Annotated in this window: 20 protein-coding genes and 1 pseudogene; 10 read left to right on the top strand and 11 right to left on the bottom strand. The window is 72.8% G+C overall.

The features are described from left to right. Positions 1 to 208: 208 nt before the first annotated feature. Positions 209 to 1,532: pseudogene (locus tag ACFV9D_RS30155) on the bottom strand (iron chelate uptake ABC transporter family permease subunit); the annotation flags it as partial. Here ACFV9D_RS30155 and ACFV9D_RS30150 point away from each other — a divergent pair. The 7 genes from ACFV9D_RS30150 to ACFV9D_RS30120 all read left to right on the top strand — a co-directional run bounded on the left by ACFV9D_RS30150 (position 1,501) and on the right by ACFV9D_RS30120 (position 8,970). Further along, positions 1,501 to 2,772, top strand: coding sequence for an MFS transporter (locus ACFV9D_RS30150; RefSeq protein ID WP_385153119.1), 1,272 nt, complete (start codon positions 1,501 to 1,503; stop codon positions 2,770 to 2,772). The pseudogene ACFV9D_RS30155 and the gene ACFV9D_RS30150 overlap by 32 nt on opposite strands. Positions 2,773 to 2,889: 117 nt before the next feature. Continuing rightward, complete coding sequence (locus tag ACFV9D_RS30145) at positions 2,890 to 3,612, top strand: DUF2470 domain-containing protein (RefSeq protein ID WP_385153086.1); 723 nt, start codon at positions 2,890 to 2,892, stop codon at positions 3,610 to 3,612. A 161-nt stretch (positions 3,613 to 3,773) separates the two neighbouring features. Continuing rightward, the gene (locus ACFV9D_RS30140) at positions 3,774 to 4,442 is read left to right on the top strand and encodes an isochorismatase family protein (RefSeq protein ID WP_385153083.1); all 669 of its coding nucleotides are present in this window, start codon (positions 3,774 to 3,776) and stop codon (positions 4,440 to 4,442) included. A gap of 74 nt (positions 4,443 to 4,516) precedes the next feature. Beyond that, complete coding sequence (gene argC / locus ACFV9D_RS30135) at positions 4,517 to 5,560, top strand: N-acetyl-gamma-glutamyl-phosphate reductase (protein WP_385153081.1); 1,044 nt, start codon at positions 4,517 to 4,519, stop codon at positions 5,558 to 5,560. 118 nt (positions 5,561 to 5,678) lie between these two features. Next, a complete protein-coding gene (argJ, locus tag ACFV9D_RS30130) occupies positions 5,679 to 6,830 on the top strand; it encodes a bifunctional glutamate N-acetyltransferase/amino-acid acetyltransferase ArgJ (protein ID WP_385153078.1) in 1,152 nt (383 codons plus the stop codon). Between the two features lie 20 nt (positions 6,831 to 6,850). After that, positions 6,851 to 7,789: an acetylglutamate kinase gene (argB, locus tag ACFV9D_RS30125; RefSeq protein WP_385153074.1), complete on the top strand. Its 939-nt coding sequence runs from the start codon at positions 6,851 to 6,853 to the stop codon at positions 7,787 to 7,789. Then, positions 7,786 to 8,970, top strand: coding sequence for an acetylornithine transaminase (locus ACFV9D_RS30120; protein ID WP_385153071.1), 1,185 nt, complete (start codon positions 7,786 to 7,788; stop codon positions 8,968 to 8,970). The genes argB and ACFV9D_RS30120 overlap by 4 nt, the downstream gene beginning before the upstream one ends. A gap of 117 nt (positions 8,971 to 9,087) precedes the next feature. Here ACFV9D_RS30120 and ACFV9D_RS30115 read toward each other — a convergent pair whose 3' ends face one another. The 7 genes from ACFV9D_RS30115 to ACFV9D_RS30085 form a co-directional block, all read right to left on the bottom strand. Next, entirely contained in the window at positions 9,088 to 9,546 is a 459-nt protein-coding gene (locus tag ACFV9D_RS30115) for a GNAT family N-acetyltransferase (protein ID WP_385153116.1), read from the bottom strand. A gap of 270 nt (positions 9,547 to 9,816) precedes the next feature. Beyond that, the gene (locus ACFV9D_RS30110) at positions 9,817 to 10,434 is read right to left on the bottom strand and encodes a 4'-phosphopantetheinyl transferase family protein (RefSeq protein ID WP_385153068.1); all 618 of its coding nucleotides are present in this window, start codon (positions 10,432 to 10,434) and stop codon (positions 9,817 to 9,819) included. A gap of 86 nt (positions 10,435 to 10,520) precedes the next feature. Then, a complete protein-coding gene (locus ACFV9D_RS30105) occupies positions 10,521 to 10,748 on the bottom strand; it encodes a hypothetical protein (protein WP_385153065.1) in 228 nt (75 codons plus the stop codon). After that, positions 10,745 to 12,325 carry an amidohydrolase gene (locus ACFV9D_RS30100; RefSeq protein ID WP_385153113.1) on the bottom strand — a complete coding sequence of 527 codons (1,581 nt, stop codon included), beginning with the start codon at positions 12,323 to 12,325 and terminating at the stop codon, positions 10,745 to 10,747. Before ACFV9D_RS30100 ends, ACFV9D_RS30105 begins: the two co-directional genes overlap by 4 nt. Before the next feature lie 25 nt (positions 12,326 to 12,350). Then, a complete protein-coding gene (locus ACFV9D_RS30095; protein WP_385153063.1) occupies positions 12,351 to 13,241 on the bottom strand; it encodes an ABC transporter ATP-binding protein in 891 nt (296 codons plus the stop codon). Then, positions 13,238 to 14,341 (bottom strand): FecCD family ABC transporter permease, encoded by a 1,104-nt coding sequence (locus tag ACFV9D_RS30090; RefSeq protein WP_385153060.1) that lies wholly within the window; start codon positions 14,339 to 14,341, stop codon positions 13,238 to 13,240. Before ACFV9D_RS30090 ends, ACFV9D_RS30095 begins: the two co-directional genes overlap by 4 nt. Next, entirely contained in the window at positions 14,338 to 15,414 is a 1,077-nt protein-coding gene (locus ACFV9D_RS30085; RefSeq protein WP_385153057.1) for a FecCD family ABC transporter permease, read from the bottom strand. The genes ACFV9D_RS30090 and ACFV9D_RS30085 overlap by 4 nt, the downstream gene beginning before the upstream one ends. Before the next feature lie 264 nt (positions 15,415 to 15,678). On the opposite strand from ACFV9D_RS30085, the gene ACFV9D_RS30080 reads away from it, so the two are divergent. Next, entirely contained in the window at positions 15,679 to 17,376 is a 1,698-nt protein-coding gene (locus ACFV9D_RS30080; RefSeq protein WP_385153053.1) for an ABC transporter ATP-binding protein, read from the top strand. A gap of 86 nt (positions 17,377 to 17,462) precedes the next feature. Beyond that, complete coding sequence (locus ACFV9D_RS30075; RefSeq protein ID WP_385153050.1) at positions 17,463 to 19,253, top strand: ABC transporter ATP-binding protein; 1,791 nt, start codon at positions 17,463 to 17,465, stop codon at positions 19,251 to 19,253. Positions 19,254 to 19,315: 62 nt separating this feature from the next. Here ACFV9D_RS30075 and ACFV9D_RS30070 read toward each other — a convergent pair whose 3' ends face one another. Both ACFV9D_RS30070 and ACFV9D_RS30065 read right to left on the bottom strand, forming a co-directional pair. Continuing rightward, positions 19,316 to 20,506 carry a serine hydrolase domain-containing protein gene (locus ACFV9D_RS30070; protein ID WP_385153047.1) on the bottom strand — a complete coding sequence of 397 codons (1,191 nt, stop codon included), beginning with the start codon at positions 20,504 to 20,506 and terminating at the stop codon, positions 19,316 to 19,318. Positions 20,507 to 20,564: 58 nt separating this feature from the next. Continuing rightward, on the bottom strand, positions 20,565 to 21,461 hold the full coding sequence (locus tag ACFV9D_RS30065) for an alpha/beta hydrolase (RefSeq protein ID WP_385153044.1): 897 nt from the start codon (positions 21,459 to 21,461) through the stop codon (positions 20,565 to 20,567). 107 nt (positions 21,462 to 21,568) lie between these two features. On the opposite strand from ACFV9D_RS30065, the gene ACFV9D_RS30060 reads away from it, so the two are divergent. Continuing rightward, on the top strand, positions 21,569 to 22,603 hold the full coding sequence (locus tag ACFV9D_RS30060) for a helix-turn-helix domain-containing protein (RefSeq protein WP_385153041.1): 1,035 nt from the start codon (positions 21,569 to 21,571) through the stop codon (positions 22,601 to 22,603). A 77-nt stretch (positions 22,604 to 22,680) separates the two neighbouring features. Here the strand turns inward: ACFV9D_RS30060 and ACFV9D_RS30055 are convergent, their stop codons facing one another. Further along, the gene (locus tag ACFV9D_RS30055) at positions 22,681 to 22,890 is read right to left on the bottom strand and encodes an MbtH family protein (protein ID WP_385153038.1); all 210 of its coding nucleotides are present in this window, start codon (positions 22,888 to 22,890) and stop codon (positions 22,681 to 22,683) included. Positions 22,891 to 22,895: the final 5 nt, after the last annotated feature.

The raw sequence follows: 22,895 nt of genomic DNA, 5'->3' as shown, positions 1-22,895 counted from the left end.
CCCGGTCCGATCCGGGCACCCGGATCGCTTCCATCACCACGGCGAACCGAGTGCAGTCGTTGGTGTTGCCGCCCGTCGTCCAGGCTGGGGAGGAACGAAGTCCAGGTGCCGCGGTTGCTCGCGCACGAAATCACGAAGGGGCGAACTCTCCTCCCTGTGGGGGAGATGTCACCGACGACGGCCACGCCCATCCAGTTGAATACGCCGCCTAGCGGCGGGTGCGTACGAGGAGGTGGAGGAAGTACGGCGTGCCGATCACCGCGGTCATCAGGCCGGCTCCGAGCTGGGCCGGTGCGATCACCGTACGGCCCAACAGGTCGGCTGTGCAGACGAGTACGGCGCCGATGAGGACCGCCACCGGTACCACGCGGGCGTGCTGCCTGCCCACCAGGGCGCGGGCCGCGTGCGGGGCGACGAGGCCCACGAAGCCGATCGTGCCCGCGGCCGCGACGGCCGTGGCGCTGAGCAGGACGCTCAGGACGAGGATGCCGAGGCGTCCCCGCTCCAGGCTGAGGCCCAGGAGCCGTGGGGTGTCCTCGTCGAGCGACAGGAGGTCGAGCTCCGTGCGCCGCAGGACCGCGACGACCGCGCCCACCGCGAACACGGCCGCGAGCGGCACCACGTCGGGCAGGGTCCGCCCGTACGTGGAACCGGACAGCCAGGTGAGGGCCTTGGTCGCGTTGAACGGGTCGGTGAGCACGATGAGCAGGCTGATCACGGCGGACGTCCCGGTGGCGACCCCGAACCCGACGAGGACGAGCCGGTTCTGCTGGAATCCGCCGCGTGCGGCGAGTCCGAAGACGATGAGGGAACTGACCGCGGCGCCCAGGAGCGCCGCACCGGCCACGCTCCACGACGCGGCCAGCGGCACCGTCGTGACCAGGAGCACGGCACCGACCGCGGCATCGCCCGAGACGCCCAGGGTGGCGGGCTCGGCGAGCGGATTGCGGGTCACGGCCTGGATGAGCGTTCCCGCAAGCGCGAGTGCCGCGCCGGCGAGCAGCGCCGCGAGGACGCGGGGTATCCGGGTGTCGAGGACGAAGGTGAGCGACCGGCTCGCTCTGCCCTGCGCCCAGTTCATGACGTCGCCGAGGAGCAGCTTGCTGTCGCCCAACAGGACGGCCGCGATCGTCACGCCGACGAGCCCGATCGCCAGGACGGCCAGGGTCGTCAGGAAGACGGCGCCGACCAGGCTGGTGACGACGCCCGTCGGCACCGCGACCGCCGTGTCCGATGGCACGACGGCGCGCAGCAGCACGTCCGAGCCCAGCACCAGCGCCGCACCGGCGAGACCCGCGACCGGAAGGCTCGCCCGGGCCCGGGAGAAGGCACGGAACCGGCGGACGAGGGGGCGGACGAGGGCGGGGGCGCACAGGCCGACGAAGCCGATGGGTCCCGCGCACACCGAGGCCGCGGGCGGCGTCGTCGCCGAGGGCCAGGGCGTCGACCCGGCGTGCGACGAGCAGCAGCCCGACGAGGCAGAGGAGTCCGATCGGCGCCATCTGCAGCACACCGTCGAACCCGTTCTGGGCATTCGGGTGGCTGCGGGCCGCGTATGCCGTCAGCGCGTACGGCACGTCGTTCGGTTTCGGTGCGTTTTCCCTGATCGCGGTCCTCGTACTGGACTCCGGGCCGGCCCAGGTGGCGGCGCTGGCCGCCGTGGGGCGGGCCGTGGGGGCCCTGGCGGCGGTGCCGCTCGGTCCATGGGTGGAGTTCCGCCGCAAGCGGCCGATCATGGTGGCGATGGACCTGACCCGCTTCGCGGCCTTGATGAGCATCCCCGCCGCGTTCGCGCTCGGATGGATCGGCTTCGCCCAACTCCTCGTCGTGGCCGTCGTCGTCGCCGCGGCCGACATCGCCTTCAAGGCGGCCGGCGGCGCGTATCTGAAGGCGCTCGTGCCATCGGAGGACCTGCTCGTCGCGAACGGCCGCTTCGAGTCCACGACGTGGACGGCGACCATGGTCGGACCACCGCTCGGAGGGGCCGTGATCGGGTGGTTCGGCCCGGTGACGACCGTGATAGTCAACGCGGTCAGCCATCTGCTCTCGGCGCTGGGCATCCGCGCCATCGGCGGGCCGGAGCCACGCCCCGTCCGGACCAGTGCACCGCGGCTGCGAGCGCGCGATCTGCTCGAAGGCCGGCGTCACACCCTCAGCCACCCCGCGCTGCGCCCGCTGTTCCTCAACACGATCGCGGTCAACGGCCTGATCATGGCCTCCGAACCGATGCTCGCCGTCCTCCTGCTGCGCGATCTCGGGTTCGCACCCTGGCAGTACGGTCTCGTCTTCGCGGCCCCTTGCATCGGCGGCCTCGTCGGGTCACGCCTCGCGCGCCCGCTCGTGGCACGGTTCGGGCAGCACACCGTGCTCCTCACCGCCGGAACGCTGCGCGCGTGCTGGCCCCTCGGGCTGGCGTTCGTCCAGCCCGGCATCCCCGGGATCGTCCTCGTCATCACCGTCCAACTCGGCCTGGTGACCTGCTGCGGCCTGTTCAACCCGGTGCTTGCCACTTACCGGCTCCAGCACACCGACCCCGACCGGGTCGCCCGCACCCTTGCCGCCTGGTCGGTCAGCGCCGGCTCCACCATCGCGGCCCTGACCGCCGCATGGGGTCTACTGGCCGCCTTCACCGGCCCCCGCACCGCGATCGCAGCCGCCGGAGCCCTCTTCCTGGCCACCCCACTGCTGCTCCCGCGCCGCGAGAACACTCCCCCGGCGCCCCCGCACACAGACGCCTCGGGCGCGGCGAGGGCCGGACACGTCGAGACCTGACGGGGGCTGGACACGACATCGCATGTTGACTTAGGTTAGCCTTACCTTATCCAGAGACCTACGCTCTCGCCGCCGACCTGAGGCACCCCAATTCCCACCGCCCCGCGAGGAGTTCCCTTGAGCGCCGCCACAGACACCGCACCGTCCGAGCAGGCCGCGGCGGAACGAGTCCGCTCCGTGCTGGCCGGGGCGGTCTCCCTGTCCCTCACCACGGACAGGCAGTGCTACGACCTCATCGGCATGCACTCCATCGGACGGAACGGGCGCATCACCCTCGCCGCCCAGCCGGACAGCCCCTTGACCGCCCAGGTCGCCGCCGCCCCGCGGGGCAGCCTCGCCGCCCTGCTGGAGTTCACCGACATCGCGCCGACGGCCCTCCGCGACCGGGTGCGCGCCAGGGTGACGATCTCGGGGTGGCTGGCCGCCGCCGGCCCGGAGGACGAGGACGGACTCCGCCTCGACCTCGCGCGCGTGACGCTGCGGACCTCGGCCGGGATCCAGGACATCGGTCTCGACGCGTTCACCCTCGCCCAGCCCGACCCGCTCGCCGTGGAGGAGGCCGCGATGCTCACGCATCTCGCCGATGCCCACGAGGACATGGTGGCGGACCTGGTCGTCCTCGCCGGGGCACGACTGCCCTACGGAGTGGTACGGGCCCTGCCGCTCGCCGTGGACCGGCACGGCATCACCTTGCGCTGCGAGTACCGCGAAGGCCACTGCGATCTGCGCCTCCCGTTCCCCACGGAGGCCCGGAACGCGGCCGAGGCGGGAGAGCAGGTCCGGCGACTGCTCACGACGCCCCGGTGCTCGCACCACCGGCACCCTTCCGCGCGACCCTGATCAACTCGGCACCACCGAGGCGCAGTTGTGCGCCCCCGCAGCGCCGACCAGCCATCCGCTTCCGGCACTTACGCACCGTCAAACTTAGGTTAGGCTAAGCTAAACCGCATTCGAGAGGTGGTGGCGCGCCGACACGCGCCCGCCATCAGGGGGGAATCTCCATGGGCCTGCCGGCCGTCGGCTCCTATCCCATGCCGGACCGCTCCGCCCTGCCCCGGTCCTGCGCCTCCTGGACCATCGACCCCCGCCGCGCCGCGCTGCTGGTCCATGACATGCAGAACCACTTCGTCGAGGCATTCCCGGCCGGGCAGAGCCCGGTCGTGGAACTCGTCGACAACATCGCGGCCCTGCGGGAACTCGCCGGGACCCTCGGCATACCGGTCGTCTTCAGCGCCGAGCCGGGCGCCCAGCGGCCCGGTCAGCGCGGTCTCGTCGCCGACATCTGGGGCCCCGGCATCGGCGACGAACCGGAGGCGGCCGCGATCATCGCGCCGCTCACCCCCCGCACGGGCGAACATCTGCTCGCCAACGTGCGCCAGAACGCCTTCCTCCGCAGCCATCTGGGGAGACTCCTGCGTTCGGAGTGCCGTGACCAGCTGATCATCTGCGGGGTGTACGCCCACCTCGGCGTCCTCCTGACGGCGGCGGACGCCTTCATGAACGACATCCAGCCATTCGTCGTCGCCGACGCCGTAGCGGACTTCTCCCCCGAGGAACACGCCATGGCACTGCGCTGGGCCGCCCGCAGTGGGGTGGTGTGCACGACCGCCGCCCTGCTGCGCGATCTCCTGCTCAACAGGGCGCCATCAGACGTTCGCCGGGACGCATGACCAGGTTTCCGTGCGGCGACCCTGCGGCGCCCACCCTGTGACCGCACGCCTCACAACCGAGAGAGACGACGAAGATGACCGTACGGGTCGCGGTGGCTGGTGCCAGCGGCTACGCGGGCGGGGAGATCCTCCGCCTCCTGGTGTCCCATCCTTCCGTGGAGATCGGCGCGGTCACCGCGCACAGCAGCGCAGGCCGACCGATGGGGTCCGTACAGCCGCACCTGGGCGCACTCGCGGACCGCGTCCTGGTGGACACCACGGCGGATTCCCTGCGCGGCCACGACGTGGTCTTCCTGGCCCTGCCGCACGGACAGTCGGCCGCCCTCGCGCGGCAGCTGGACCCGGGCACGCTGATCGTGGACTGCGGCGCGGACTTCCGGCTGCGTGACCCGGCGGCCTGGGAGCGGTTCTACGGCTCCGCCCACGCCGGGACGTGGCCTTACGGACTCCCCGAACTTCCCGGAGCCCGGGACGAGTTGAAGGAGGCGCGGCGGATCGCGGTCCCGGGCTGCTTCCCCACGGCCGTCACGGTGGCGTTGTTCCCCGCGTACGCGGCCCGCCTGATCGAGCCGGAGGCCGTGATCGTCGCGGCCAGCGGCACCTCCGGCGCCGGGCGGGCGCTCAAGCCGCACCTGCTCGGCGCCGAGGTGATGGGTTCCATGACCCCGTACGGAGTGGGGGGCGGCCACCGGCACACCCCCGAGCTGACCCAGAACCTCTCCCGGGTGGCGGGCGAGCACGTGACGGTCTCCTTCACCCCGACCCTGGCCCCCATGCCCCGCGGCATCCTCGCCACCTGCTCCGCCCGCCTGCGCACGGCAGGGGCAGCGGCCGGGAAGCGCGAGGACGAGGTGCGCTCCGTGTACGAAGCCGCATACGCCGACGAGCCGTTCGTACGGCTGCTGCCGCCCGGGCGGTGGCCTTCGACCGCTTCCGTACTCGGCTCCAACACCGTCCAGGTGCAGATCGCCGTCGACCCGGACTCCGGCCGGCTGATCTGCGTGAGCGCCATCGACAACCTGACGAAGGGCACCGCGGGTGGCGCGGTGCAGAGCATGAATGTCGCCCTCGGCCTGCCGGAACGGCTGGGCCTGCCCACGAATGGAGTGGCTCCGTGAGCGACGCGCGCGCAGCCACCGGTCCGAAGTCGACGACGATGCCCACACCTCAGAGCCGCGCGGGCGGAGATGGGGGTACCTCCCAGGCGTCAGCTCTGGGGGAGAACGGAGAAGCACAGTGAGCGTGACCGCTGCCCGTGGATTCCTTGCGAGCGGTGTAGCCGCCGGCATCAAGGAATCCGGTGATCGTGATCTGGCCCTGGTGGTGAACCGAGGGCCGTCGCGCGCCGCGGCCGGTGTCTTCACCTCCAACCGCGTGCAGGCCGCGCCCGTACGCTGGTCCCGACGCGTCCTGGAGGACGGTCGCATATCGGCCGTCGTCCTCAACTCCGGTGGCGCCAACGCCTGTACGGGACAGGCGGGCGCCGTCGACGCGCTGCTGACGGCCGAGCGTACGGCGGGTGTCCTGGACGTCGACCCGCACGAGGTCGCGGTGTGCTCCACCGGCCTCATCGGCGTCCGGCTCCCGATGGACCGGGTCACGGTGGGTATCGACATCGCCGCGCACCGGCTGTCGGCCGAAGGCGGTACGGACGCGGCCGTGGCGATCAGGACGACGGACTCGGTGCACAAGACCGCCGTGGTGTCCCGGGAGGACTGGACGGTGGGCGGGATGGCCAAGGGAGCGGGCATGCTCGCACCCGGTCTGGCCACCATGCTGGTCGTCCTCACCACGGACGCCGACGTCAGCGCGGCCGTTCTCGACTCGACGCTCCGCGCGGCGGTGCGCACCACCTTCGACCGGGTGGACTCCGACGGCTGCATGTCGACCAACGACACCGTGCTGCTGCTCGCTTCGGGCGCTTCGGGCGTCGCGCCCGAGGCGGCGGACTTCGCGGAGGCCGTGCACGCGGTGTGCCTGGATCTGGCCCGACAGCTGGTCGCGGACGCCGAGGGCGCGTCCAAGGAGATCGAGGTGGCGGTCGTCGGCGCGGCCTCGGAGGAGGACGCCGTCCAGGTCGGCAGGTCCGTGGCACGGAACAACCTCCTCAAGTGCGCGCTGCACGGGGAGGACCCGAACTGGGGCCGGGTGCTGTCCGCGATCGGTACCACGGCGGCGGTCTTCGATCCCGACCGGCTGGACGTGGCGATCAACGACGTCTGGGTGTGCCGGAACGGCGCGGCGGGCGAGTCCCGGGACAAGGTCGACCTGTCGGGCCGCCGGATCACGATCACGGTGGATCTGTGCTCCGGCGACTCCTCGGCGGTGATCTGGACCAACGACCTCACCGCCGAGTACGTCCACGAGAACAGCGCGTACAGCTCATGAGCGGACAGGGGACGACACCGATGACATCGCTCTCCCCCGACGGACTCGACGCCACGACCCGCCCGCCGGCCGGTCCGCCCGCCGGCCTGACTGCGACCGATCTGCCCTGGCTGGAGGAGCTCCAGGGCCGCACGGTGGTCGTCAAGTTCGGCGGCAACGCCATGGTGGACCCCGCGCTGTACCGGACGTTCGCCCAGGACGTCGTGGAGCTGTGGCACGCGGGGCTGCGCCCGGTCGTCGTGCACGGCGGCGGACCGCAGATCAGCGCGATGCTCGACCGCCTCGATCTGGAGGTCCGTTTCGAGGCGGGGCTGCGGGTGACCACGCCCGAGGCGATGGACGTGGTCCGCATGGTGCTGACCGGCCGGGTCCAGCGGGATCTCGTCGGCGCGCTCAACGCCCACGGGCCCTTCGCCGTGGGCATGTCGGGCGAGGACGCGCACACCATGACGGCCGAACGACGCCCGGCGTGGGTGGACGGACGGCCGGTGGACATCGGTCTCGTCGGCGAGGTCGTGGCCGTGGAACCCGGCACGTTGAAGGCACTGCTCGACCAGGGCCGCATCCCCGTGGTCTCCCCCGTCGCGCGGGGGGTCGACGGGGAGATCTACAACGTCAACGCCGATCTCGCGGCGTCGGCGATCGCCGGCGCCCTCGGCGCGGAACGGCTGGTGATGCTGACCGATGTGGAAGGGCTGTACGCGGACTGGCCGCACAGCACCGAGGTGATCGGCCGCCTCACGGCCGGTGAGCTGGCCGCGCTGCTGCCGGGGCTCGCGAGCGGCATGCTCCCGAAGATGGAGGGCTGTCTGCGCGCGGTACGCGCGGGTGTCCGCAGGGCGCATGTACTGGACGGCCGGGTGCCGCACGCCCTGCTGCACGGCGTCTTCGCCGAGGAGGGCCCGGGTACGACGGTCGTCCCGGACGAGGAACCCGAGACCAAGGAGGACCGCAGGTGACCGCCGACGCCGGTGCCACTCCCCTCGCGCGCCGCTGGAGCGCGGTCATGATGGACACGTACGGCACTCCCCCGCTGGCGCTGGTCCGGGGTGAGGGCAGCACGGTGTGGGACGAATCGGGCCGCTCGTACACGGACTTCACCGGCGGGATCGCGGTCAACACGCTCGGGCACGCCCACCCCGCCGTCGTCTCGGCGGTGCGGGACCAGATCGGCCGACTGGCGCACGTCTCCAATCTGTTCGTCTCCGAGCCGCCCGTCGCGCTGGCCGAGCGCCTGCTCGGCCTGCTGGGCGGGCGGCCGGGCCGGGTGTTCTTCGCGAACTCGGGTACGGAGGCGGTCGAGGCCGCGTTCAAGATCGCCCGCCGGACGGGGCGGCCGCACCTGGTCGCCACGGAGGGCGGGTTCCACGGGCGCACGATGGGGGCACTGGCGCTCACCGGTCAGCCGGCGAAGCGTACGCCCTTCCTGCCGCTGCCCGGAGAGGTGACGCACGTTCCCTTCGGGGACGCCGCGGCGCTGCGCGAGGCCGTGACGGAGGACACCGCGGCGGTCGTCCTCGAACCGGTCCAGGGCGAGGCCGGCGTCGTCCCGGCACCCGACGGGTATCTGCGAGCCGCCCGCGAGATCACGCGGGCCACGGGAAGCCTGCTCGTCCTCGACGAGGTGCAGACCGGGATCGGCCGCACGGGTCACTGGTTCGCGCATCAGGCGGCCGACGGCGTGGAGCCCGATGTGATCACGCTCGCCAAGGGCCTGGGCGGCGGACTGCCGATCGGCGCGACGGTGGCCTTCGGTCCGGCGGCAGAGCTGCTGGGCCCGGGGGAGCATGGCTCCACCTTCGGCGGCAACCCGGTCGCGTGCGCGGCCGGTCTCGCCGTGCTGGACACCATCGAGGCCGAGGGGCTGCTCGCCCGGGTCGTACGGGTGGGTCGGCGGCTGCGCCACGGCATCGAGGGGCGGGCGCATCCACGGGTCGCCGAGGTGCGGGGAGCGGGCCTTCTTCTGGGCGTCGTCCTCACCGAACCGATCGCCGCTGCCGTCCAACGGGCCGCGCAGGACGCCGGGTTCCTGGTCAACGCGGCGGGGCCGGGAACCGTGCGACTGGCTCCCGCCCTGACGGTGACGGAGCAGGAGGTCGACGAACTGGTGAAGGTCCTCCCGGAACTTCTCGACGCCTGAGGACGACCGCGGACGCTTGAAGCCGACTGACGTCGCCCGAAGCACCGCTCGGCCTCCCGAACGAGGGCGGGCCCGGAGCCGTAACCGGCACCGGGCCCGCCCTTCGCGTTCCTCGACCTACAAACTCCGTGCCAGGATCCGTGCGTTGCGTCCGGGGTCCAGGGACTGCGCCCAGGCCGCCGGGGCCAGGCTCGCGCAGGCCGGTGCGAAGCCGTTCCGGAGGAAGAGGTGACCGCTGCCGGTCGTCGCCGTGAACAGCGTGCGCAGGGATCCCTTCCGTGCCTTCGCCAGCGCGGCCTGCAGCAGCCGGGCCCCCATGCCGCACCCCTGCCGGCGCCCGGCCACGCAGAAGTTGTAGAGGACGCCCGCCGCGGGTCGGCCGGCCGTCGGGTCCGCGGGGTGGGCGCGCAGCCCGAGGCAGCCTTCGAGCGTCCCCTCGGGGGCCTCCGCGACGAGGAAGTCCGCGGCTTGGGCGATGTAAAGAGAGAGCGGGCGCTCGCGGAGCGCTCCCGAGCGCACGAACGGCCGGGAGAGGGCGGCGAGCGCGGCGGCGTCCCCCGGGCGCGCGGGCCGCACGGAGAGCGCGGGGAGGGCCGGGAGCGCCGGAAGCGCGGGGAGGGCCGGGAGCGCGGGAAGCGCGGGGTGGGCCGGGAGCGCGGGAAGCGCGGGGTGGCCGGGAGAGTCGAGTACGCGAGGCGACAGCGGGGCCTGGCGCGGCGGGGCCGTGGTCAAGGCTTTCCTTCCTCGGTTCCACCGGCGTGCGCGAAGGGGCGGTCGGATCGCCGCGTGACCCGGTGGAACGGTCCAACTAAGGTTAGCCTTCGCTTAGTTGATGACCAAGTCGACTCATCGGCCGACCGTACGAGTGGCACAAGCCGCCGTGTAACCCGGAAGGACCGGCACGTCGATCACCGACCAACCGGGAACGGCTGCCGGAGTGGTCCCCGTCCCCACGTAGGTGACGGACGGGTCCTCACCGAGTCCGATCCCCAGGCCCTTGAGGTACGCCTCCTTGCGGGCCCAGCAGCGTCCCGTGGCAGCGGGGCGGGCCGACGGCGGCAGGGCCGCCAGCTCGGCGCGCTCGTCCCGGTGGAGCACGTCACCCACTTCGGCGGCCGCCTCCGGGGTGGGCCACTCCTCGATGTCGACGCCCACCTCGCTGTCCGCGAAGCCGAAGAGGACGGCGTCGCCGGAGTGCGAGAGGGAGAAATGGAGCGGCACGGGCCCGCTCGCGGCCACGGCAGGGCGGCCGTGCGGGCCGCCGCACCCGGGGCACGGCTCGCGGACCAGACGCACGTCCGCCGGGTCCTGTTCCAGATACGCGCCGAGCAGTTGCCGGAGCGCGACATGGGCGACCCGGTAGCGGTCGCGGTCGACGGCCTGGACGAAGCCGCCGAGGCGGGCCCGTTCACCGTCGTCGAGCACCGCGTGCAGCTCTTCGGCCCGGGGCACGTACTCGCTCACGCGCACGACCCACAGGCGGGGTGCGTGGCCGCCCCGCCAGGGCCCCGGCAGCGGGTCCCCACCCAGGCGGGCCGGGGTCGACCCCGTCAGCACGGCCGGCCGGGGTAGTCGTCGCTCTCGGGCGCCCCCGCCTCCCGCATGCGGCGGACGACCTCCTCCAGGGCCGCGCCGCCCACGTCGACGGGGATGTTGAACTCCCGGTCGAACACGACGACCTCGCCCTCGCTCGCGCGCCAGACGACCCAGCGCGGCGGAACCGCGGGAGCCTGCCACAGGGCGGAGAGATGGTCCAGGGGGTCCGTCGGCCCACTCACAGCTTCCGTCCCTCCGTCGCCTCACGTCCGTCCACGAAGGTCGCGACGACCTCGATGTCGCCGATCGTGGACGGATCCACGCGACGCGGGTCGTCGCCCAGGACGACGAAGTCGGCGCGCTTGCCCGGGGTCAGGCTACCCGCGCTGCCGTCCCAGCGGCACGCGTACGCCCCGGCGACCGTGTAGGCGCGCAGCGCCTCGTCGACGGTGATCGCCTCGTCGGGCCCGATGAGCTGCCCCGAGAGGGAGGCCCGTTCGACCATGAACTGGACGGCCCGCAGCGGCGATCCGTCGGCGACGGGCCGGTCGGAGCTGCCGACGAGCGTGACGCCGTGGTCGAGGAAGGCCCGGCCTCGGTACATCCAGGGCGCGCGCTCCGTTCCCATGATCGTCGCGTAGTCGTCACCGAAGTAGCGGAGGAAGTTGGGCTGGATCACGGCGCTCAGGCCGAGCCGGGCGAGGCGGGGCAGCTGGTCGGGCCGGATCAGCCCGGCGTGTTCGATGCGGTGGCGCGCGTCGGTGCGGGGCCGCAGCCTGTGGGCCTTCTCCAGGGCGTCGAGGGCGAGGTCCGCGGCCCGGTCGCCGATCGCGTGGACGGCGAGCTGCCAGCCGGCCAGGTGGCCGTCGACGATGAGGGAGGTGAGCCGCTCGGGGTCGTCCTGGAGCTGGCCCGTGTGGTCCATGCCCTCGTACGGGGCCGTGAGGGCGGCCGTACGGGCCATCATGCCGCCGTCGGTGTAGATCTTGAGCGCGCCGACGGACAGCCAGTCGTCACCGAACCCCGTGCGCAGGCCGAGGTCGAGCGCGCGCGGGATGCCGTCGTGCTCGTGCGCGCCGATCGGCCGCAGGGTGTCGCCGCCCGGCATGAGCTGGATCCGCAGGGGCAGGCGGCCCTGGTCGCGCAGGAGTTGGTAGGCGCCGAGCTCGACCGGGCTGTGGCCCAGCAGGCCTCCGCCGATGCCGGCCTCCGCGCAGGCCGTGACGCCTTCCGCGAGGCACTCACGTGCCGCGTACTCGATGGCGTCGGCGAGCTCCTCCTGCGCGTACGGCAGGCGCAGGCGCCGTACGGCTCCCATCGCGCTCTCCACGAGGACGCCGTCCTCGTGCGGGACGTCGGCCGGCAGCAGCTCGAGCACAGCGCTGTTGACCACGCAGGCGTGGCCGGACTGGTGCATCACGAACACCCGGCGGCCGTTGCTGACCCGGTCGAGTTCGGTGGCGGTCAGGTGCCGGCCGAGGGCCCGCTGGTCGTAGCCGCCGATGCTCACCCAGGCGCCGGGGGCGCTCCTGCGGGAGGCGGCCGCCTCCACGGTGGCGAGGACGTCCTCGACACGATCGAGTCCGGCGATGCTCGGGGAGCTCGCCTTGAGCCCGGTCCACGCCAGGTGGACGTGGCTGTCGATGAACCCGGGCAGGACGGTGGCGCCCTGGAGGTCGATGACCTCGCGGGCGGGCAGCGAGGTCACTGCCTCGTCCAGGCCCACGATCCTCCCCCGCCAGATGCCCAGGTCGTGGGCGACGGGGTGGTCCGGATCCATGGTGAGGATGCGCGCGTTCGTCAGCCTCGTGCACAGCATCATGGGCAGTCCGTCCTAGGGGGTTTCAGGAGGTTTCGGCCAGCACGGCGTCGTCGGTCTCGCCCACACAGGCCGTCGCGTCCGTCGGGTGGGCCGCGTCCGGCTCGAACCGCCTCGGCGCGGCCGGAACCATCAGCGGGGTGCCGGTCTCGGGGTCGTCGATGATCCGGCAGGGCAGGCCGAACACGTCCTCGACGAGTTCGGCGGTCATGACGGTGGCCGGGTCGCCCTGGGCGGCGATGACTCCGCCGGGCCGCATCACGATGAGGTGGCTGGCGTAGCGGCAGGCCTGGTTGAGGTCGTGCAGGACCGCCACCACGGTGTGGCCCTTGCGGGCGTGCAGCTCGGCGCACAGGTCGAGCACCTCGACCTGGTGGGCGATGTCGAGGAAGGTGGTCGGCTCGTCGAGCAGCAGGATGGAGGTCTGCTGGGCCAGCACCATGGAGAGCCAGACGCGCTGCCGCTGGCCGCCGGAGAGGTCGTCCACGGGCCTGTCGGCGAGTTCCAGTACGCCGGTCTGCCGCATCGCCTCGACGACGGCGGTCTCGTCCTCGGCGGACCACTGCTTGAGCAACCGCTGGTGCGGGTACCGGCCGCGCGCCACGAGGTCGCCGACCGTGATGCCGCCGGGCGCGCTGGAGGACTGCGGGAGCAGGCCCAGCCGGCGGGCGACCTCACGGGAGCGGTACGAGGCGATGGCCGCGCCGTCGAGGTAGACCTGCCCGGCCTTGGGCCTGAGCATCCGGGCGAGCGCCGTGAGCAGGGTCGACTTGCCGCAGGCGTTCGGCCCGATGATCACCGTGAAGGAGTGGTCGGGGATGTCGACGCTCAGGGACGTGGCCACCGTCCGCTGGTCGTAGGCCAGGGTGAGGTCCTCGGCGCGCAGCCGGGGCTGAGGGGCGTTCGTTCCAGTCATGCGCGGCTCTTTCGCGACTCGGTGATCAGCAGCCAGATGAGGTACAGCCCGCCGATGGCGCCGGTCGCCGTGCCCACCGGGAGGAGCGCGGGTGCGAAGACCCGCTGCACGACGAGGTCGCTGAGGGCGAGCAGGAGGGCGCCCATGAGGGCGGACGGCAGGAGCGCGGGCCCGGAGGACCCGGTGAGTCTGCGGACCACCTGAGGGGCGGCCAGGGCGATGAACCAGATGGGGCCGGTGACGGCGGTGGCGAACGCGGCCAGGGCGACGCTGATGACGAGGAGCACGGTGCGGGTGCGCGTGACGTCGACGCCGAGCGCCATGGCGGTGATGTCGCCCATCTCCACCATGGCGAGCCGCCGGGAGAGGAGCAACGCCGGCGGCAGCAGGACGGCGACGGCGAGACCGATGGCGTTGGCGTGCATCCACAGCCGGTTCCCGAGACTGCCGATCAGCCACGCCTGGGCCTCCTGGGCCTCCTGGAAGGTCGCCCGGGTGATCAGGTACGAGTTGGCGGCCAGCAGCAGGGAGCTGACGCCGATGCCGATGACGACCAGCCGGAAGCCCTGCAACCCCCGGCCGATCATGAGGAGGTGGATGACGAGGGCCGTGGCGAGGCCGCCGATCAGCGCGCCGAGCGCGATCCGGGTCATGCTGCCGTGCAGCACGATGATGACGAAGAGCGCGCCCACGGCCGAGCCGTTGGTGAAGCCGATGACGTCGGGGCTGCCGAGGGAGTTGCGGGTGAGGCTCTGCAGGATCGCCCCGCTCACGGCGAGAGCCGCGCCGACGAACACCGCGGTCAGGATGCGCGGCATGCGCAGGGTGTTGACGACGAAGTCGGCGGCACCGGAGTCGTTTCCGGTCAGGGCCGAGAGGACCTCGCCGACGGTGAGCGGGAAGTCCCCGGTGGTCAGGGTGATGCCCATGACGACGACGAGCGAGACGAGCAGCAGGGCGGTCACGGCGACGGTGCGGCCCTGCACGCGCAGCGAGACACCGCCCTTTCCGGCGCGGACGACCCGGCCGCTGACGACCCGAGGGTCGCGGTGGGGCGTGGAACCGGGCACGGAGGTCTTGTCCTCCCGTACGGCGCTCACAGCATGACCAGCTTTCGACGGCGGCACAGCGCGATGAACAAGGGCGCGCCGATGACGGCGGTGACGATGCCGACCTGCACCTCGCCCGGAGCGCCGAGCACACGGCCCAGGACGTCCGAGCCGATGAGCAGGACCGGTGCGAGCAGCATCGAGTACGCGAACACCCAGCGCTGGTCCGCTCCGGAGACGAACCGGGCGACGTGCGGAACGGCCAGGCCGACGAAGCTGATCGGACCGGCGGCGGCGGTGGCCGCTCCGCACAGCAGCATCACGGCGAGGGCCGCCAGGACGCGGGTCCGGCCGACGTTGACGCCGAGGGAGCGCCCCATCTGGTCGCCCATGGCCAGGGCGTTGAGCGAGGGGGCCAGCAGGAACGCCACGATCAGACCGACGACGACGAACGGCAGGACGAGGAGCACGATGTCGTAGTACCGGCCCGCGAGCGAGCCCACGGTCCAGTAGCGGAACTGGTCGAACGCCTCCGGATCGAACAGCAGCACACCCCAGTTGAAGGCGTACAGCACGGCGGTCACGGCCGCTCCCGCGACGACGAGCCGGTCGGGGGTGGCCAGTTTCCGCCCGGAGGAGCCGAGGAGATAGACGCCCACCGACGCGGCGGCGGCCCCGGCGAGGGCGAACCACACATAGCCGAGCGGGGCTGCCACGCCCAGGAAGGCGATGGCGACGACGACGCCCGCCGATGCCCCCAGGTTCACGCCGAGCAGTCCGGGGTCGGCGAGCGGATTGCGGGTGAGGGCCTGCATCAGGGCGCCGGACAGTCCGAGGGCCATCCCGACGAGCAGGCCGAGGAGGGTACGGGGGATGCGGTAGTCGTGGACGATGATCGAGGCTTCCGAGCCGTCAGGTGCCCACAGGAGGTGCCATGTCGAGGCGAACGGGATTCCTCTGGTGCCCACCCAGACGCTGACCAGCGAGACGAGGACCAGCGCGCACAGCGTCACGAGAAGTCCGAGGCCACGCAGCGCCACCGCGGCCGGACGTGCCGCGGGCACGACGGGCTCGGCGGGGCCACTGGTCTCGCTTCCGGACGCCGCCTGGGTTTCGACGGACAACGACCACTCCCCCTGGCGGCGGTTCGAGCGCCCCGCGAGGAGCGCGAGGCGTGGAACACGGGTGTACAGCGAGCGACTTGACGCACACACGTTGAAACTTAGGTGAGCCTAACCGCAGCGCCGAGCAGAGGTCAACGCGGGTGCGCGGCACACGTCGACACCCCCGAGCCGGAAGGGAGGGAGGGACCGCGCACACCCTTGGCGCCAACTGTGTTTAAGGTAGCCTTACCTAACTATCCAGCCCTGTTCTTGTGGAGGCGCCGCATGCCCGCTGGAGGACCAACGGGGGGCCTTGTCCTCCGGAGAGCGCTCGCCGATCAACGCCGCCGTATCACCGTGGCTTCCGTCCTCGGCATGGCGCACCAGGCGTGCGAGGCTCTCGTCCCGGTCGTCATCGGACTGGTCATCGACGAGGCGGTGGCGACCGGTTCCTCCGGCGCCCTGTTGCGGTGGCTGCTGGTGCTCGCGGGCCTCTTCCTCGTGCTGTCCACGTGCTACCGGAACTCCGCACGGCTCACCGAGGGGGCCGCCGAAAGCGCCGCGCACCGGATCCGGCAGGACCTCGCCGCCCGGGTGCTCGACCCGCGCGGCGGCGCCGACGCGGGACGGCTGCCCGGCGCGCTGACCGCCGTCGCGACCGGCGACGCCCGACGCGTCGGATCGGTCGCCTCCGCACTGCCGTACGCGCTCTCCGCGGTCGCCGGCCTGGCGATCAGCGCGGTCGCCCTGCTCCGGATCTCCGTACCGCTCGGCCTGCTCGTCCTCCTCGGCGTCCCGCCCCTGCTGTGGCTCGGCCATGTCATCAGCCGCCCGCTCGAACGGCGCAGCGAGGCCGAGCAGGAGCACGCCGCACACGCGTCCGGAGTCGCCGCCGACCTCGTCGCGGGCCTGCGGGTGCTGAAGGGCATCGGCGCCGAGGCGGCGGCGGTCTCCCGGTACCGTGAGACGAGCCGGAGCTCGCTGGCCTCCGCCCTGCGGGCCGCGGCCAGCCGGGCCTGGCACGACGGCGCGATCCTCGCCCTGACGGGCATCTTCATCGCGGCCATCGGGCTCGTGGGCGCCCACCTGGCGATGCGCGGCAGCATCAGCGCGGGTGAGCTGGTCGCGGCGGTCGGCCTCGCCCAGTACCTCCTCGGCCCGTTCCAGCTCCTCACCTACGTCAACGGCGAGTTCGCCCAGGGGCGTGCCTCGGCCGACCGGATCGCCGAGGTCCTCGCCTCGCCTCCCGCCGTCGCGGCCGGCACGGCGACGCTTCCCGACCCGGTCGTCGGGCGGCTGCGGCTCCGGGGCGTCACCCAGGGCGCGCTGCGCGGTGTCGATCTCGACATCGCCCCCGGCAGCCTCGTCGGTGTCGTCGCCCGCGACGTGGGCGCCGCGAACGACCTGCTGCTGTGCCTGGGCCGCGAACTCGACCCCGCCGAAGGCACCGTCGAGCTCGACGGCGTACCGCTCACCGAGCTCGCCCCCGGCGACTCCCGCCGCGCGATCCTGGTCGCCCACCACGACGCCGACCTGTTCGAGGACAGCCTCCTCGCCAACGTACGGGCAGGCGCGGACGCCGACGGGGCGGACGTGGCTCCGGCGCTGGCCGCCTCGGCCGCGGACGATGTCGCCCAGGCCCTGCCGGAGGGGGTGGACACCGTCCTCACCGAACGGGGCCGGTCGCTCTCCGGCGGCCAGCGCCAGCGCGTGGCCCTCGCCCGGGCCCTGGCCGCCGATCCGCCGGTCCTCGTCGTGCACGACCCGACCACGGCCGTCGACACGGTCACCGAGGCCCGCATCGCCGCCCGGCTGCGCGACCTTCGCCGGGGCCGCACTACGGTCCTGGTCACCACCAGCCCCGCCCTGCTCGCCGGGACCGACGTCGTGGTCATGCTCGACGACGGCCGTGTGACCGCCGAGGGCAGCCACCCGGAGCTGGCCGCCGCCCACGAGGCGTACCGCTCGGCGGTGCTGGCATGACGAGCGGTCAGGACAGAGACCCGCAGGGCCCGGACGCGCAGGGCCCGACCCCGCAGGACCGAGACGCGAAGGACGAAGGACGGACGATGAGCGCACCCGCCGCGCCCGAACGCGAGCTCCTGCCCACCGCCACGGGCGCCCAGACCCTCACCGTCGTCCGAGGGCTGCTGCGCCGTCACCGGCTGCTCGCGGTGGCCGCGGTGACCGTTCTGGTCGTCGGTACGGCCATCGGGCTGCTGACCGCGCCACTGCTCGGCCGCATCGTGGACCTGGTCGTGGACAGGGCCGGCGCCGGCGCGCTGACCGTGCCCATGCTGCTCCTCCTGGCGGTGGCCGTCGCCCGGGGCGTCGCGACCGCCATAGGCAAGTCCCTCGTGGCCCGGCTCGGCGAGACGGTCCTCGCGGACCTGAGGGAGCGGTTCATCGCGCGGGCGCTGCGGCTGCCGCTCGAACGCGTCGAGCAGGCCGGTTCGGGCGACCTGACCTCGCGGGTGACGGGTGACGTCACCCTGATCGCGAAGGCGGTACGGCAGGCCCTTCCCGAGTTCGCCGGCGCCTTCCTCACCATCGTGCTGACGCTGGCGGGTCTCACCGTCCTCGACTGGCGCTTCCTGCCCGCCGTGCTGGTGGCCGTCCCGGTCCACGTCCTCACGGTCCGCTGGTACATCCCGCGAGCGGCGAGCATCTACGCCGAACACCGCGTGGCGACCGGCGCCCTGCAGCACCAGCTGCTCGACAGCGTCGGCGGCGTCCGTACGGTCCGGGCGTTCCGTCTGGGCGGCCGGCACACGGAGCTGGTCGAGCAGCGGTCGCAGACGGCCGCGGACCTGGCGGCGCGTGGCATGCGCCTCATCTCGGGCTTCTTCTCCCGCCTGAACATCGCCGAGTTCATCGGCATGACGTCGATCCTCCTCACCGGATTCCTGCTGGTCGACAACGGTTCGGTGAGCATCGGTACGGCGACCGCGGCCGCGCTCTACTTCCACGGCCTGTTCAACCCGATCAACGCCGCGCTCTTCCTCATCGACGACGCCCAGTCCGCCGGGGCGAGCCTCGCCCGTCTCGTCGGCGTGTCGAGCCTCCCGGCCGAACGGGAGTCCGACGGGCGGGCCGTCGCACCGGTGGACGGCTCCGTCAAGGTGTCGGACCTCGGCCACGCGTACGTGGACGGCCACCCGGTGCTCTCCGCGGTGGACCTGGAGGTGCGGGACGGCGAACGGGTCGCCCTGGTCGGCGCCAGCGGCGCGGGCAAGACCACCCTGGCGAAGCTCATCGCGGGCGTCCACGAGGCGACGACCGGGGCGATCTCCCTGGGCGGTGTGGACTCCCGAGAGCTGGGCCCGGCGGGAGTCCGGCAGGCGGTCACCCTCATCAGCCAGGAGGTCCACGTCTTCGCCGGCCCGCTGTCCGAGGACCTGCGACTGGCCCGCCCCGAGGCGACCGACGAGGAGCTGCGCGCGGCGCTGGCCCATGTCGACGCCCTGGCCTGGGTCGACGCGCTGCCCGACGGCCTGGCCACGGTCGTGGGCGAGGGCGGCCATCGCCTCACGGTGACCCAGGCCCAGCACCTGGCCCTCGCCCGGCTCGTCCTCACCGACCCGCCGATCGCGATCCTCGACGAGGCCACCGCCGACGCCGGCAGCGCGGGCGCGCGCGTGCTGGAGACGGCCGCCCTGCGCGCCCTGGAGGGTCGTACGGGCCTGATGGTCGCCCACCGCCTCCCCCAGGCGGCGACCGCGGACCGCATCGTCGTCCTAGACCGGGGCCGCGTCGTCGAGACGGGCACCCACGACGAACTCGTCGCGGCGGGCGGCCGCTACGCCGCACTCTGGTCGGCGTGGTCCGACAGCCGCCGGGAACCGTCCGTGCCGGCGTAACACCGGCTACGAAGAGCAGGTCGACCGGGCCCCCGACCATCTGGCGGGGGCCCGTTCGACGCTCAACTGCCGCACATCGCTCGCCGGTACAGCGTCGTCAGCGCGTCGTCGATGGGGTGGTGCTGCGGATTCCCCGCGGAGTCCGGCCTGTTCCACCTCTGGAGGTTGACCGCGACCGACATCCGGCGCCGGCCGTCGGCCCGGGTCAGGGACATCGTTCCGGCTCCCCAGGCCGATCCGTCGTGGCCCCAGAAGGTGCCGCAACCCTCCATGTCGACCCTGTGCAGACCGAGGCCGTACTCGATCGTCGATCCGTCCAGGGCGCGGACCGGGACCGTGCGCTGCATCTGCGCCAGCGACGACCCGTCGACGATCTCGCCGGCGAGCAGCTTGCCGTAGAAGCGGTTGAGGTCCTCCATGGTCGACACGAGAGCGGCCCCCGGCCCCACCCAGGACATGTTGTAGACGCTGTAGTCGCGCGGCGGGTCGATCACACCGTGCAGCGCCTCGTACATCCGCGCGTGCGGTCCCTTGATGTACGGCCCGTCCGGGAACCCGGTGTGCCGAAGTCCGGCGCGCTCGATGACGTTCCGGGTGATGTACCGCTCGGCCGTGGTCCCGGTCACGTGCTCCAGGAGTTGGCCGAGGAGGAGGGTGTTGGTGTTGGAGTACACCCCCGGTACGGCTCCGGGCTCGGCGGCGGGCGGTGCCGCGAGGCCCAGCTCGATCAGCTCGGCCGGGCGGAACTGCCTGAACCGGTTGTCGTCCAGGCTCTTGGGCGAGTCCGGCAGGGAAGGGAACGCGTAGCGGATGTAATCGGGGATGCCGCTGGTGTGGTTGAGCAGCATCCGGACCGTGATCTTCCTGCCGCGCTCTCCGGGCACCGTTCGCGGCAGATAGTCGCCTATCGGCGCGTCGAGCCGGATCCGGCCCTGCTCGACCTGCTGCATGATCGCGGCGGCGGTGAAGGTCTTGGTGATGCTGCCGACGCGGTGCCGCATGTCGGGCGTGACGGGGCGGCCGGTCGTGACGTCGGCGACCCCGGAAGCGCCGCGCCAGGTCCGGCCGGCATCGCGCACCTCGGCGTACACCCCCGGTATCCCCGCGCGGTGGACACCGTCCAGGGCGGACTTCAAGTCCGCGGGATCGAATCCGGCAGCCGGGCTGGTGCCGGCGGCCGGCACCACGGCCCTTGCCCCGTCGGGCACGGGAACCGCCGCCACCGTGCCCGCACCGACACTCAGCGCGGCCACGCTTCCACACACCATCAGTCGGAACTTCAACGCGTTCGTCCTTTCGTGATCCATGAGTTCAGTCGCTCAGGGCGCGGCGCAGGGCGGTGGTGAGGCCGGCGATCTGCCGCTGCGAGACGTCGGCGGAGAGGATCGCCTGCGATCCGTGGAAGGTGCCGGCCCACTGGTGCAGCTCGACGGACACGCCCGCCTGGAGCAGCCGCAGCGCGTAGGTGATGTCCTCGTCGCGGTTCGGGCAGAACTCGGCGGTGGCGATGTAGGCGGGAGGCAGACCGGACAGATCGGTGGCCCGGGCCGGGGCGGCGTACGCAGTGGCGGGCCGGGAACCCAGGTAGTGCCGCCACGATGCGGCGATCGTGTCGCGGGTCATCCAGGGCGTGTCGGTGAAGTTCCGTGCCGACCACGTCTCCTGCCGGTCGTCGAGCCCGGGCTCGTTGAGCAGCTGGAAGCAGATCGGCGGCCCCTGCTGGTCACGCGCCCGCAGCGCCGTCGCGGCCGCGATCCCCGCGCCGGCGCTGTGGCCGCCGACCGCGATCCGGTCCGGGTCGACGCCGAGTTCGGCCGCGTGCTCGGCCGTCCACTCCAGTACGGCGTAGGCGTCGTCGAACGCGGCCGGGAACGGGTGCTCGGGCGCCAGGCGGTAGCCCACCGAGATCACCACCGCCCCGGAGAGGTCCGCGATCCGGGTGGCCCACGGGTGTTCGGTGTCCAGGTCACCGAAGACGCCCGCGCCACCGTGCATCCAGACGATGGCGCCCTGTGCCTGGTGCGGGCGGTAGATCCGCACCGGCACGTCCGGATCGGCGGGCACCGTGCGGTCCTCGACCTCCATGGCCGAGGTGTCCGGTGTCGGCACCGCGGCGGCGCGCTCGGCGATCATCTTGCGCGCGGTGACCGGGTCGTTCAGGTCGAGGGACGGGAGGAACGGGATGAATGCTTCGAGTTCGGGATCCATGACGACCATCCTCACGGTCGTCGCCCGAGGGGTCAGCCGCCATCCGTCGCGCATCCCGCCCCGATCACGCACCCATCGGCGCGCCCCGGTCCTTCTATCCTTCTGCCATGCAGGCACTGGCGTTACGGCTGTCGGGACTGGATCCGTACGTGGACGGCGCGATCCGCATCGTGGCGTTCTACGACACGTTGATGCGCCGGCGGGTGGATCTCCCGGCGCTCGCCCGGGCGTCGGCGGGCCTGGCCGAGTGCGTGGCCGGGATCCGGCTCCACGGCACGGGTCGGGCGACCCGCGTCGCGCCCGACGGCGGGCCGGGGCCCACGCCGCCGTCCCCCGCGTCCACCACGGTGCCGATCACCCTCGACGACGAGGAGATCGGCACGGTGTGGCTGGAGCGGCAGGGCCCGCCGATTCCGCTCGACGACGTCCTCCTCGAACGGCTCGCCCTGGCCACCGCGGCGACCGTCGAGCGGTACGGTCCGGCCCGCACCACCATGGCCGATCCCGCTCTCGTCGAACTGGCGATCAGCGCCGACAGCGACGAGGCGGCCAGAGCACGGGCGTTACGGCTCCTGGGGTTCGCCGCCGACCTTCCGGTCCACGTCGCCGCCGTCCGCTCGCGGCTCCCGCTCGACCGGATCGGCGGCCTGGTCTGCCCGGCCCGCCCGGTGAAGGCGGCACCGCTCGCCGACATGGGCGTCATCCTGGCCACCACCATGGACCCGGCCCTGTTCCCGGCAGGCGTACGCGCGGGCATCGGCGCTGCCGGAGGCCCCGAGCTCTCCTGGCGGCAGGCCCGCACCGCCCTCCGCTTCACCACCCGGCGCGAACCCGTCGTCCGCTTCACCGACCTGGGCGCACTCGCACTCCTGGCCGAGATCCCTCAGGACGCCGCACGCGCCAACCCCGACGTGGCCGCCGTCGCCCGCATCGCCGGCAACCCCGACGATCTGGAGACCCTGGACGCCTACTGCGCCACCGGCTCCCTGCGCCGGGCGGCCGACCTCCTCCATCTGCACCACAGCAGCATCGCCCGCCGACTCGAACAGATCGCGAAGGCCCTGGACATCGAGCTCACCGAACCCACCGGACTGACCCGGGCCAGGCTCGCCCTCACCGCATGGCGGCTGCTCGACGACTGAGGGATCCGCCCCGCCACACCGACGCCGCCGCCCGTGGAGGGTTCCCTCCACGGGCGGCGGCGTCTCGGACCGGGGTGTCAGGCCTGCTGGGCGACGAGGCTCGCGGGGCGCAGGTCCGTCCAGTGCTCCTCGACGTACGCGAGGCACGCCTCGCGCGTGTCCGCGCCGAAGGCGGTCTGCCAGCCGGCGGGGACCTCGGCGAAGGACGGCCACAGCGAATGCTGGTTCTCGTCGTTGAGCAGGACCAGGAAGCTGCCCTGCGGGTCCTCGAACGGGTTGGTGCTCATAGGTG

This window comes from Streptomyces sp. NPDC059875, assembly GCF_042731085.1.
Classification (GTDB): domain Bacteria; phylum Actinomycetota; class Actinomycetes; order Streptomycetales; family Streptomycetaceae; genus Streptomyces.
This window is presented reverse-complemented; position numbering and strand designations above follow the sequence as displayed.

Excerpts from the sequence above, each read along its gene's own strand:
- ACFV9D_RS30140 (WP_385153083.1), top strand. The coding sequence starts at position 3,774 with ATGGGCCTGCCGGCCGTCGGCTCCTATCCCATGCCGGACCGCTCCGCC.
- argC (WP_385153081.1), top strand. The coding sequence starts at position 4,517 with ATGACCGTACGGGTCGCGGTGGCTGGTGCCAGCGGCTACGCGGGCGGG.
- argB (WP_385153074.1), top strand. The coding sequence starts at position 6,851 with ATGACATCGCTCTCCCCCGACGGACTCGACGCCACGACCCGCCCGCCG.
- ACFV9D_RS30100 (WP_385153113.1), bottom strand. The coding sequence starts at position 12,325 with ATGCTGTGCACGAGGCTGACGAACGCGCGCATCCTCACCATGGATCCG.
- ACFV9D_RS30095 (WP_385153063.1), bottom strand. The coding sequence starts at position 13,241 with ATGACTGGAACGAACGCCCCTCAGCCCCGGCTGCGCGCCGAGGACCTC.
- ACFV9D_RS30080 (WP_385153053.1), top strand. The coding sequence starts at position 15,679 with ATGCCCGCTGGAGGACCAACGGGGGGCCTTGTCCTCCGGAGAGCGCTC.
- ACFV9D_RS30075 (WP_385153050.1), top strand. The coding sequence starts at position 17,463 with ATGAGCGCACCCGCCGCGCCCGAACGCGAGCTCCTGCCCACCGCCACG.
- ACFV9D_RS30065 (WP_385153044.1), bottom strand. The coding sequence starts at position 21,461 with ATGGATCCCGAACTCGAAGCATTCATCCCGTTCCTCCCGTCCCTCGAC.
- ACFV9D_RS30060 (WP_385153041.1), top strand. The coding sequence starts at position 21,569 with ATGCAGGCACTGGCGTTACGGCTGTCGGGACTGGATCCGTACGTGGAC.
- ACFV9D_RS30055 (WP_385153038.1), bottom strand. The coding sequence starts at position 22,890 with ATGAGCACCAACCCGTTCGAGGACCCGCAGGGCAGCTTCCTGGTCCTG.